This window comes from Cyclobacterium sp. 10D3-21, from assembly GCF_055809755.1.
Map to the genome: position 1 here is coordinate 2,399,742 of NZ_CM147924.1, position 12,834 is coordinate 2,412,575.

Genomic DNA, 12,834 nt, shown 5'->3' on the forward strand with positions numbered 1-12,834 from the left:
AAATGATAAATTCCGGTAAAAGGAGAAAGTTTTTGACGGTAGCAGCTGCAACATTGGCTTCATTTGCCGGGACACAGCAGTTGTTTGGAAAGTCCACAGTTGCCTCTCCTTCTAACTTAAAGGGTGAGGAAATTAACGTAAAGCATTTTGGTGCCAAAGGAGATGGCAAAACAGATGACACAGCAGCGATCCAAAAAGCAGTTGCCACAACAGGGAATCGTTTGTTTTTCCCAAAAGGCCATTATAAGATTTCCAAAACCATTTTAATTGATCTGGCAAAAATGGGGTATGCCAGCATTAGGGGAAGTGGTGATGCACAGGTGATTATGGCTGGTGCCGGTCCGGCATTTAAAATTGCAGGGACCCATTTTGGCTCAGCTGATCCTGAGGGATTTGATAAAAAGGTTTGGTCTTCAGAGCGAATGCCAACAGTGGAAGGTTTGTCTATAGAAGGACAGCATAAAGCGGCTGTAGGCATTGAAGCCATAGGTACCATGCAGTTGACCATCACAAGGGTACAAGTCAGGCATACGCTTCATGCCATTCACCTGAGGGAAAACAATAGGAATTTAATCATTGCTGATTGTCACCTTTACGAAAACCATGGCATTGGCGTCTTTTATGATGGGGTCAATTTGCACCAATCAAATATTACGGGAAGTCATATCAGTTATAACAAGGAGGGTGGAATTGTCACCAAAGGGGGCAATATCAGGAATATACACATCACAGGCTGTGACATAGAAAGCAATATGGGTTCTGACAAAGCCCCAACTGCGAATGTGCTGATTGATTGCTCAGGTAGTGCAGTTGGAACAGCAGAAGTTGCCATTACGGGTTGTACCATTCAGCATAACCGCAATGCGCCCAATTCAGCAAATATTCGAATTATTGGAAAAGATCAATCGGGAATTGGAAGTGAAAAAGAGCGCTGGGGAAATGTAACCATCACCGGAAATGTGTTGAGTGATGTGATGGTAAATATTGACTTGCAATATTGCAGGGGAGTGGTAGTCACTGGAAATACCATTTGGCAAGGCTATGATTACGGCTTATTGATGGAGGGTTGTAGCAATGTAGTGTTTGGGTCAAATCTATTTGATGCCAATGCCAATTATCCCTCCGGTACGCTTCCATCCAATAAATTACTGGTCACCAATAGTGAGGATTGTATCTTCACGGGGGTGCAGGTTTATGGTTCCAAGGACAGCCCAGGTCTTGTTGTGCGTGATTCAAAGCGTATAAATATTGGGAATTGTAGCCTACTGAGTTGTGAAAAGGTGGGACTCTTGTTGGACAATGTTACAGATAGTAAAGTTTCGGGATGCTTGATAACTGCCCTAAACCCAGATGACAGTTCCTTTGAACCCATTCAATCTATTGGTGGACATGGAAATAAAATAACGGATTAGCCTCAGAGGTTTAAACAAAATCGAATAAAAAATGCATGTAATTTGCTTTTCAAGGAGTAGGATTTGGCTTGTTGTTTTATTGATGATGACAGGAGTCCTTGGGGAAAGTTTGGGCCAAACTGAACATGAATTCCCTTTTCAGGCGCGTTTGTTGGACGAGAAATTTGACTTGCCCAATACCATGATGAAGGGAGTAGGAGAGTTTTTGGATCAGGCCCTTCAGAAAAGCAAGGCAACAAGAAATGATTTTTGGCAAAGGGATTTTACAAGTTCTGCAGCTTTCAATCAATCAATTGCCTCCCAAAGACAGGAGTTGCAGGAGATTTTAGGGCTTATAGACAAGAGATCGGCTCCTTTTATAAGCTACCAGGAAAGTGGAGCACTTGAACCCTATACTTTCGAGAATGAAAAATACACCATCTCTGCGGTAAAGTGGCGAGTATTTGACGGAGTATTTGGCGATTTTTCTGCCGAAGGTTTGTTGATCAGCCCCAAAGGGGAGATCAAAGCCAGGGTTGTCTATGTTCCGGATGCAGCCACATCGCCAGAGGTTGTCGCGGGTATGACAGGGGAAGGTGAACCAGGTTTTGGCAGGGCTGCACATATGGCTATTAATGGGGCTGAGGTGCTGGTTCCTGTTTTACTTAACCGAAAAGACACTTTTTCAGGTAGTCTTATCCAAGGGAAATTCACCAACCAAACCCACAGAGAGTACATTTACAGACAAGGCTTTATTCTAGGCAGACATGTGATAGGCTATGAATTGCAAAAAGTTCTGGCAGCAGTAGATTGGTTCCAAGCAAAAAATGAACAGACGGGAAAACCACTGAAAATTGGTGTGGCTGGCCATGGAGAAGGAGGGATGCTGTCCCTTTATGCGGCGGCTTTGGATCCTAGGATTTCCGCATCCTTGGTAAGTGGTTATTTTGACCAAAGAGAAGATATATGGAATGAACCTATTTATAGAAATGTCTTTGGCTTATTGGAGAAATTTGGTGATGGCGAGCTGGCGGTTATGAGCTGGCCGCAAAAATTAAACCTCGATTATTCTTTGTACCCTAAAGCTTCAGGACCACCGGCACCATCAGCAGGAAGGAATGGTGCTGCGCCGGGAGTATTACAAATCCCTGAACTTTCTTCGGTGAAGGCAGAATGGCAAAGGGCAGAAGCAATGCTTCCCATAGGCAAGAGCAACCTTCGTTTTTATGAGGGAAGTAATTCAGCAAATGGCCTGCAATCCGATAAAGCCTTGGTAACATTCCTGAAAGACCTGGGGATAGAAGCTGAATTAAATGAAAAGAATATTTCTTTATTAAGCAGTGGCTTACCGAGTCATTGGCTTAATGTTGAACACAGGCAAGAAAGGGCTGTAAGAGCTATGGAAAACCATATGCAGCAACTTATTCCTGCTTCTGAAACTATCCGGGACAATACTTTTTGGCAGACCCTTGATAGCAATTCGGGAGATTTGAAAGCCATAAAATCAGCCCATAGAGCAAGATTATGGGAAGAATTAGGGAGATTGCCCGACCCAGATGTGCCAAACAATACAGAAGCGAGATTTTATGCGGAAACAGAAGGTTGGACAGCCTATGAAGTGAAACTGGATGTTTGGGAAGGTGTTTTTGCTTGGGGAATTTTATTGGTACCTAAAGGAGTAGACCTATCAGTGCCTTTGCCGGCTGTGGTTACCCAGCATGGTTTAGAAGGCTTACCCAAAGATGTTTTGACCAAAGATAAAAGTGAAAGGGCTTATAAACCCTATAAAGGATTTGCTTCAGACTTGGCAGATAGGGGCTATGTGGTATTTGCCCCACACAATTTGTATTGGGGAAAGGATAATTTCAGGGTTTTACAAAGAAAAGCCAATCCATTGGGATTGTCCCTTTATTCTATCATTACAGGCCAGCACCAACGCATTGTAGACTGGTTGGGTCAGCAGGATTTTGTGGATGCAGAGAAAATTGGGTTTTATGGCCTGTCCTATGGCGGTAAAACAGCCATGCGGGTTCCAGCCTTGGTTGAAGGTTATGCATTGTCTATTTGTTCAGGCGACTTTAATGAATGGGTGCGAAAAGTAGCAAGCACAGATTATGAGGCTTTCAACAGTTATCCTTTTACCGGAGAGTATGAAATTCCTGAGTGGAACCTGGCCAATACATTCAATTATGCTGAAATGGCTGCCTTAATTGCTCCCAGACCATTTATGGTGGAAAGAGGCCATAAGGATGCCGTCGGTACAGACAAATGGGTAGCCTATGAATATGCCAAAGTCAGAAGGCATTACGCAAATATTCAGAAGGAAGGTTCCACCACCATTGCTTATTTTAATGATGGACATACCATAAACGGAATCGAGAGTTTTGCCTTTTTGGATAAGTTTTTAAAGAATGCTAAATGAGTTTGAATCTCAAGGATTAAAATATCACGGAAAAGAATCCCCCTTTCTCCCCCTTTAGAAAGGGGGATTTTGTGCTTTCAGGATTGGTGGTTTTGTTAATAACTTTCAATTGAGTCAGCTCATTTCAACTTCAGCCATTCAGCCATAAATTCTCATTTCCGCAAATCCTCCTTAACGAAGGGGGATTCTGTACTTTCAGGAATGACAGTGTCGTTACTAATTTTACATTAAGTCAGCCCGTTTCAAATCAGCCATTCAGCCAAAAATTCCTATTTCCGCGACTCCCCCTTGACAAGGGGGTAGGGGGATTTATACGGATATATCACTGTTTATCAGTATGTTGATTTTTGCAAAAGGTCGATTATACAACTGGACCCTGAGCGGAGCCGAAGGAATAGGAATTTGAGTATGTACCCCTAAGGCTTCGGCTCCGCTCAGCCGACGGGTGTTGGCTCCTCTTGGCCACCGGGGAACTACAATAGGTTTACAATTTGCGTAATAAATCCCCCTTGTTCCCCCTTTAGAAAGGGGGATTTTGTGCTTTCAGGATTGGTGGGTTCGTTACTAACTTTACATTGAGTCAGCCCGTTTCAAATCAGCCATTCAGCCAAAAAATCCCATTTCCGCAAGTCCCCCTTGACAAAGGGGTAGGGGGATTTTAACAGAAATATTATTGAAAATTAGGATGTAATTTTTTCAAAAGTCAATCCCCGTTACCGGATCCTGAGCGGAGCCGAGGGAATAGGAATTTGAGTATGTACCCCTAAGGCTTCGGCTCCGCTCAGCCGACGGGTGTTGGCTCCTCTTGGCCACCGGGGAACTACAATAGGTTTACAATTTGCGTAATAAATCCCCCTTGTTCCCCCTTTAGAAAGGGGGATTTTGTGCTTTCAGAATTGGTGGGTTCGTTACTAACTTTACATTGAGTCAGCCCGTTTATAACTACCAATTCAGTCTAAAATTCTCATTTCCGCAAATCCCGGTTCATTAATATAATTATACGCCTCTATAGCCCGGAGGGTCAATGCCTTGGGCCCTTAAATAAGCTATGGCTGCTCCTCTATGGTGAGTAGTATGGTCATCCAGCAATCCTACCATTTGTCTACGAGTGATTTTTCCAGCAAAAGAATCTATTTTTTCGGACAATTGCGCCTCAGAGAGAGAAGAAATGGTCTTTTTACCATAATCATAAGCCTTGTTGATGAATTCTTTCATCTCTGCTTTGGTTTGAGGCTTTGCAGAAGGATCGAAATCCATTTCACCACCTAGCAAAAATCCTTTTGAGATATTGGCTGCAGCAGCACCTATGTGTGTGATTTGCTCTCTAAAGGACATGGCAGATTCATGGAATTTATCGTCTAACTTGTCATCAGGCATTTTATCAATGGCTTCCAGGGTAAAAGCTTTGCTGTTTTCCCATTTGGCTAGAAACTCTTCCATGGTAGTTTGGGCATGGCTACTCGCCATTCCAATAAGAAGAAAAAGAGCGGTCAGTAGATTGTTTGTTTTTTTCATTGTTTTTGGGTTTGGATTAAAGCTAAAGTTCGGGAATTATTTTTGTATTTCTATAAGCTGTCATACTATCTCAAGCTTATACTTGAGAATGTTCACATAAAAAATCCCCCTTGGTCCCCCTTTAGGAGAAAGGGGGATTTTGTGCTTTCAGGATTGGTGGTTTCGTTAATAACTTTCAATTGAGTCAGCCCATTTCAACTTCATCCATTCAGCCATAAATTCTCATTTTCGCAACTCCCCCTTGACAAGGGGGTAGAGCCTGTCCCGATCAAATTCGGGAGGGATTTATACGTGTATATCTCTGTTAATCAGTATGTTAATTTTTTTCAAAAGGTTAATTTCGTTACCGGAACCTGAGCGGAGCATTTAACTCTAAGGCATCGGCTCTGCTCAGCCGACGGGTATCGATTCTGCTCATCTGCCGTGTTTATGTATTTTGATTTAAAAACTACATCAGATTTACAGTTTACGAATAAATCCCCCTTTCTCCCCCTTTACAGAAGGGGGATTTTGTACTTTCAGAATTGGTGGGTTCGTTACTAACTTTACATTGAGTCAGCCCGTTTATAACTACCAATTCAGCCAAAAAATCCCATTTCCGCAAATCCCGGTTCATTAATATAATTATACGCCTCTATAGCCCGGAGGGTCAATGCCTTGGGCCCTTAAATAAGCTATGGCTGCTCCTCTATGGTGAGTAGTATGGTCATCCAGCAATCCTACCATTTGTCTACGAGTGATTTTTCCAGCAAAAGAATCTATTTTTTCGGACAATTGCGCCTCAGAGAGAGAAGAAATGGTCTTTTTACCATAATCATAAGCCTTGTTGATGAATTCTTTCATCTCTGCTTTGGTTTGAGGCTTTGCTGAAGGATCGAAATCCATTTCACCACCGAGCAAAAATCCTTTTGAGATATTGGCTGCAGCAGCACCTATGTGTGTGATTTGCTCTCTAAAGGACATGGCAGATTCATGGAATTTATCGTCTAACTTGTCATCAGGCATTTTATCAATGGCTTCCAGGGTAAAAGCTTTGCTGTTTTCCCATTTGGCTAGAAACTCTTCCATGGTAGTTTGGGCATGGCTACTCGCCATTCCAATAAGAAGAAAAAGAGCGGTCAGTAGAATGTTTGTTTTTTTCATTGTTTTTGGGTTTGGATTAAAGCTAAAGTTCGGGAATTATTTTTGTATTTCTATGAGCTGTCAAACTATCCCAAGCTTATACTTCAGAATGTTCACATAAAAAATCCCCCTTGGTCCCCCTTTAGGAGAAAGGGGGATTTTGTACTTTCAGGATTGGTGGTTTCGTTACTAACTTTCAATTGAGTCAGCCCATTTCAACTTCATCCATTCAGCCATAAATTCTCATTTCCGCAACTCCCCCTTGACAAGGAGGTAGGGGGATTTCTTTTGGAATGAACAATATAATGCCAATGAATTTTTTAGAAGGTTTACGTAAAAAATCCCCCTTTGTCCCCCTTTACAGAAGGGGGATTTTGTGCTTTTCAGACTGACGATTTCGTCGCTGATTTTGAATTTTCTCAATCCCTTTCAATGTCAGTTTTCCGCAACTCCCACCTACAACAACCGCGAAAAGCCACTATGGGCCTTTTCTTCTTTGGGCCATTTTTCAAAGCTGTTTTCTTTTATGACTTGACTTAAACATCCAAAGGTTTCAGCCAAGGCCTGTTTGTAGACATCAATGATTTTTTCATTGTGCGCAAGCGTAGGGTAAAAGGAAGTGCCTGCAAGAAAGCCTTTGGAAAGCATCTGTTGGGTAAAAATAGTCCTTAACATTTCACTTTCAGGATGGTCGAAACTAAAGCTTGTCAAAGCAGGGAAGCCTTTGACTTGTAGGGGAAGGTTTTCACTAGCAGCGGTTGTTTGTAAGATACCCTGAACTTGTTGGCCAGAATGCTCAATGGCCTTTTGAACGTCCTGCTTTTCCATTTCTGCAATAGTAACCAGTGCGGCTACTGAACCCAAACTCTCTGTCCAATAAGTGCTACTGATAAAGGATCGCTGAGCACCTTCCATGGCAGCCTTGCTTCCTATAACTGCCCCGATGGGATAACCATTTCCTAAAGCTTTGGCAAAAACAGCCATGTCAGGTTCAATGCCATACTTCAAATGCATTCCTCCAAAATGCAAACGCCAACCCACTGTAATCTCGTCTATGATCAGCAAGATTCCATGTTTCTTGGTGATGTCCCTGATGGCTTCCAAAAAGCCGGGTGCAGGATTTTCATACCTGCAAGGCTCCATAATCACTGCTGCCAGATCCGGTTGTTGATCAATAATTTCCTGAAAGGCCTCCAGGTCATTGTATTTGAACGGGAAGGTAGTGTTCCTTAGTGCATCAGGAACACCTTCTGGACTTAATCCGGGCAATAAATGGCCTTTGAGGGCATCATTTTCTCCCAGATTAGCGGCCAGGTACCAATCTTGCCAGCCATGGTAGCCACAAAGGGCGATTTTATCCCTGCCTGTAGTTGCCCTTGCGATTCTTACTGCCACTGCGCAAGCTTCTCCACCGCCTCTGACAAACCTGGCTTGTTCTGCCCAGGGATGAATTTCACAGAGTTTGTCCGCCAATGCTACCTCCTCAGGTGGGTTGAGCGAACACATATTGCCAAGCTGTACTTTTTTAATTATGGCCTTATTTATTTCGGGATGGGCATAACCCAGAATGCAAGAACCCACGGCATTGGTGGAGAAGTCATAAAAGTGTTTCCCATCCAAATCCCAAATTTCACATCCTGAAGCTTTTTTGAAATAGGGTGGCCAATGATTGGGCGCCATGTTTTCAGGTCTTTTGCTTAGTAGCTGGGTGCCCCCAGGGATTCTGGTTTTTGCATGTTTGTAATAGCTTTGGTTCGTTGATGCCGAATGCTCATTTAATTCGAGTAAATGCATGGCATTTCTCCAAAAAATCAAATTCAAATCCGATTTATCGAGGCCAAAATTACTCGCAGCTTCCTTCAAGGCCTTGAGGGACTCTAAACCTACCAAGATAGGCTTGCCCCATGCCTGGTCCCAATTGCAATTGTTTTCATCCAGCCAGATAAAGCCATTGCCTATGCTAACACATTTTCCTCGGATTTGTGAGACGGGGAAGTCTGTCCCGAACATTAATTTTTCCGGACCGAAGTATTTCAATATGGGCAATATTGCCTGCATTTCGCAGATCCCTGACATGTCAAACCATATATTAGGAATGCTGTTCAGGAATTTTGCTCCTTCTGCATGCAAGGCATGAAAACTCCTCCCACAATGCGCCAGAATCAATTTTACATTGGGATATTTCAAGCAGAGCCTTCTAATGTCTTCACAGTTTTGAGGATCAAGTAAAGCCTTGTCCTTCATGATATGCAACATGATTACTGCTGCGTGTTCACGGGCCGTAGCCCAGATAGGTTCTGGTAAAAAACCTGTTATGCCCGATTGAGAAGTTGGGGTTTCTGTGCTATACACATGATAGGGTTTGAATCCGACCACTTTGGCATGTGAAAGCCCCATCTCCAATTCCTTTTGGGAGGTTTCTGGTTTCACCAGCATCAATCCTTTGGATAAGGTTGACTTTTCCAGTTCATCAAACAGGAATTGATTGGCAGAAGATAAATTAACCTTAGGCAATGGCGCAGGGAAAAACAAGCCGCCCAGAAGTGAGGTTTTTGGCAGCAATTGCTGGGTATAATCTTCCCACTGTTCATGACCAGCGATCTCCGGGTCACTGTTCCAAAAACTATTCTCAGGAGCATTTAAGTCTGCTTTTCTATACCAATGGGCATGAATATCAAAGAACTTCTCAGGAATAAAAGAGTCCAGTGCTTCTATTGCAGACAGGTCTTCAGAGCGTAAATGCCAGGGTTTGTTATTTTGGGCTAGGATCATATTTGAATTTCCATCCAATGAATAGAGGTGTTGTCCGTACTACTTCCTGTATAAAAATAGGCCCATAATTTATCCGCACTAATTTTTAGCAGATGGGGATGACCTGTAGTAAAACGATACATTTCATCCCAAGCCTGATTTAATTCCATGTTTTCACTGTCTTGCCCTTTTCCAGGTTGCTTGTACAATGGAAAGGATTTTGTGTAAGATTTTCCATCATCATGGCTGTTCCTGATAGTGATGACTGGCGCTTTTCTTCGATCAATATCAATGGTGAATAAACCTTTTTCCCCCATGTCCACCGGGCTACCGGGTTGTCCATAGATGCCAGTGTCATAGGGTGTGGACCAGCTTTTACCATAGTCTGTGGATAGGGAAGCATGAATATTTTTATAGGACTGGCTAGCACCATCAAAAGTCCAGAAGAAGTTGATCAGTTTGCCCGACTCCTTCATCACTGCAGGGCGTTGGTCCCAAAAGAATTTCTGAGGAAAGTTGGATACTTCAATCATTTCTCCCCATGTCTTTCCAAGGTCTCGGGAAATAATAAGTGCGGACCTATGGATCCAAGGTTTAGGATCTTGTGCATATTTATTGATCTCAAATTGGCAGGCAATGACATTGTCTGCTAGCATAAGGGGCGCTCCGGTAAGGGGAGTAGGTCCATTGGCTTTGGAAGTGTCAATAAATTCTGGTTCACTCCAAGAGGCACCATTATCCTGTGATAGACAGTAAAAAATTCTTGTATCCTTCAGGTGTTGATTGGATGGCTCGTAAAAGGGTTGATTTGGTTCTGAGTGATCCACCCAATTGGCCACTAAAAGTACGTTTTCTCCACCTAATGGTAATAAATACAAAGAATGGGCCCTGCCTGGTTTTCTTTCTATGGGCTTGAGTTGGAAAGGTTCAAATGCTTCTCTCCAGGTCATTCCTCCATCATCAGACCAGGTCAATAAAGCCCTTTGATGTATAGGGTCTGTTTTGATTTCCCCTGCCCTGTATCCGGCCAATATCCTTCCAGAAGTAAGCATTGCTATATTGGGGAAGGTATTACTCATTAAGTAACTAAATTCCCCTGTCCTTGGAAGTATTCCTTGCCTTATTACTTTCATTTTCCCATTATTTTTTCACTCCTTTTCTTCATGGTATCTTGATTCCCTAAAAATTTATGGTCAACATAACTGAATACTATACCTGCTGCTATACCTGAAAAAAGGGAAGCAGGGGTTATAAAGAGTACTTCTATGTCCATAAATTTATAAAAGGCTACAGCTATGGCTATTCCTATACTAACGATACCTCCAAGAAATACTCCCCTGGCAGTTGCAAAAGGAATAAATAAGGCCATAAAAAACAATACGAAAAGCGGAGAAACGAAAAGATTTACCACTTTGACAACCACATCATAAAGATTGCCTTCCACCCGACTGATCAAGAGGCTTAAAGCGAGGGTGAAGATGCCGACAATTAAAGAAAGTATCCTTATTCTTTTTAATTGATCTACATTTTTTGGTTTTGGTTTTTTTGATAATCTTTTGATAAGGTCTTCTGAGATAACAGAGGAAGTTGCACTTAGCCCTGATGACAAGCTAGACATAGCAGCAGCAAGAATTCCAGCAGCGACCAGCCCTGAAACCCCTATTGGTAGACCTACCAATATGAATTTTGGAAATAAAATGTCTGCTTGGGTTGATACAGTTTCATCAGCGGCTAAAAATTGAGGATTGTCCAGGAAGTAGGCCAACACTGCTAGACCTACAAGTCCCAAAAGAAATTGAGCCACAAAAGAGGTGATTAAAGAAACAGCGAAGGTTTTTCTGGCCGTTTGAATGTTTTCAGTAGCCAAAAATCGCTGGATAGACATTTGATCAGAACCTGATGAAGCCACATACCAAATGACCGTCATTAGGATGGCATTCCCTATACTCAAACGCTCCCTGGCATCAATGCCCCATTTGTATTCTCCCCAATGATCCAGCCAATGCGTAGGTATCCATGAAGTGGCTGATCCGAAATAGATGCTGATCAAAATAATGGTAAGCAAGGCGCCTCCTAGCAAAACGCAGGATTGTACCACGTCTGTAAATACGACAGCCTTTAAACCACCCATGGTAGTATAAATAATGGTTACCCCAATTAAAATTATACTTATCCAAAGGATGTTAGAAGTACTGTCTTCGAAACCGAAAATTGAAATAATTGCGGTGTTTACCGTGATGAAAATAATGGTTCCCATCCAGAGGAAGCGCAGAGATAAAAAGAAAAACGTAGCCAATAAGCGTATACTTACGCCAAGATTGATCTCTAGAATTTCATAAGCAGAGGTTACCTTTAGTTTCATAAATCGCGGAATCAGAAACCAACCCACGATATAGTAGATTAGAGGGAAGGCCAAAACCCCTGAAAAAACCACAGGACCATATTTGATCATTTCACCAGGATAGGAGAGGTAACTTAAAGAACTCAGTAAAGTAGCGAAAAGGGATAAGCCTACGGCTATGGGGTTCATCTTGCCACCGCCCAATAAAAAATCCTTTTCATTTTTGTTTTTCTTTGAAAAGACATAGCCTATTACCATCATTCCCAGCATATAAATCAGAACGATTATCCAATCAATCGTGGATAAATGGTGGGTTGTTTGCTCCATTTGTAGCAAGGCAAAAGCTGCGGTAGCCATAACATCGGCATTTGAAGCTGAGGTTTCAGCATTGACCTCAGTTCCTAAGGGATTGTTATTGTGCAGAAACCCCAGCAATATAGACTGATGCGACCAATCGCCTTTATGTGCGACAGCCAGTGTAAGGGACATTCTATCCCCTTTATTATCGGACTGCTGCAAGGAAAGTATTAAATCTTCAATTTTTTTATAGGAATCAGTCTTTTGATGTTCAGTACCTGCCCAATAATAGGCAGCAGTAAGCAGGTGGACTTTAGCAATAGAAGTGGAAGGTTCATTGAGTGCCATTGTTGCCAGGGATTCCCATTTTTCTTCCGGAATATTTCCTTCCATTTTTAGGGCATAGGCCGCTTGGAGTCTTGGGATTTCCTCCTCGATGCCAGCCATCAAGACTTCTAACATTGGGTTGTTAGATTTCTCTTGACCCTGCATACTTGCCCATAGGGTATACACCCATAAACTACCTTTTTCGCCTTTAAGGATTTCATCTGTAGTAGCTTTTGCCAAAGTACTGACAGGAACGCCCAGCTTGGCTAAGGTTTCTGCCGCATGTATCCTATCGGTGGCTTCTGTATCGTTATAAACTGCTAAAATTTTGTCAATGAATTGCTTTCTTTCAACTTCTGTTGGAGCAGATTTAGCCAGTACTCTCCAGATGCCAATTCTATATGGTGGCTGATTCTCATAAAGGGCAAGTTGTTCTAAAAATGTCTCATATACTCCCTCAGAAAAGCCTACTTGTAACTTGTATTCGGCAGCATGGACTTTTACCCATTGTTCTTCCTCATGCATCACCTTGTCCAGCACCTCATAAGAAAGATTTTTATCCTCTTCTGAGAGCATATTGTTTTTTTCTCCACAAGAAAAGAGGACAATCGAAGTGATTAAAAGGAAGCTTAAAGAAGCAATTTTTCTAAAGGAGTAATGCATTGATT

At 42.4% G+C, this 12,834-nt stretch carries 7 protein-coding genes; 2 read left to right on the forward strand and 5 right to left on the reverse strand.

The features are described from left to right. The first annotated feature begins 2 nt into the window (after positions 1 to 2). Both AC0L7T_RS09750 and AC0L7T_RS09755 read left to right on the forward strand, forming a co-directional pair. Positions 3 to 1,412, forward strand: a complete 1,410-nt coding sequence (locus tag AC0L7T_RS09750; protein WP_473342370.1) for a right-handed parallel beta-helix repeat-containing protein — start codon at positions 3 to 5, stop codon at positions 1,410 to 1,412. Positions 1,413 to 1,443: 31 nt separating this feature from the next. Continuing rightward, on the forward strand, positions 1,444 to 3,813 hold the full coding sequence (locus AC0L7T_RS09755) for a prolyl oligopeptidase family serine peptidase (RefSeq protein ID WP_473342371.1): 2,370 nt from the start codon (positions 1,444 to 1,446) through the stop codon (positions 3,811 to 3,813). A gap of 996 nt (positions 3,814 to 4,809) precedes the next feature. Here AC0L7T_RS09755 and AC0L7T_RS09760 read toward each other — a convergent pair. From AC0L7T_RS09760 to AC0L7T_RS09780, 5 genes are all read right to left on the reverse strand, one after another. Next, on the reverse strand, positions 4,810 to 5,328 hold the full coding sequence (locus tag AC0L7T_RS09760; RefSeq protein ID WP_473342372.1) for a DinB family protein: 519 nt from the start codon (positions 5,326 to 5,328) through the stop codon (positions 4,810 to 4,812). Positions 5,329 to 5,952: 624 nt separating this feature from the next. Further along, the gene (locus AC0L7T_RS09765) at positions 5,953 to 6,471 is read right to left on the reverse strand and encodes a DinB family protein (RefSeq protein WP_473342373.1); all 519 of its coding nucleotides are present in this window, start codon (positions 6,469 to 6,471) and stop codon (positions 5,953 to 5,955) included. Between the two features lie 435 nt (positions 6,472 to 6,906). Further along, positions 6,907 to 9,222, reverse strand: a complete 2,316-nt coding sequence (locus tag AC0L7T_RS09770) for an aminotransferase class III-fold pyridoxal phosphate-dependent enzyme (RefSeq protein WP_473342374.1) — start codon at positions 9,220 to 9,222, stop codon at positions 6,907 to 6,909. Next, complete coding sequence (locus AC0L7T_RS09775; RefSeq protein ID WP_473342375.1) at positions 9,219 to 10,334, reverse strand: sialidase family protein; 1,116 nt, start codon at positions 10,332 to 10,334, stop codon at positions 9,219 to 9,221. Before AC0L7T_RS09775 ends, AC0L7T_RS09770 begins: the two co-directional genes overlap by 4 nt. Further along, positions 10,331 to 12,829, reverse strand: a complete 2,499-nt coding sequence (locus tag AC0L7T_RS09780; RefSeq protein WP_473342376.1) for a sodium:solute symporter — start codon at positions 12,827 to 12,829, stop codon at positions 10,331 to 10,333. Before AC0L7T_RS09780 ends, AC0L7T_RS09775 begins: the two co-directional genes overlap by 4 nt. Positions 12,830 to 12,834 lie beyond the last annotated feature (5 nt).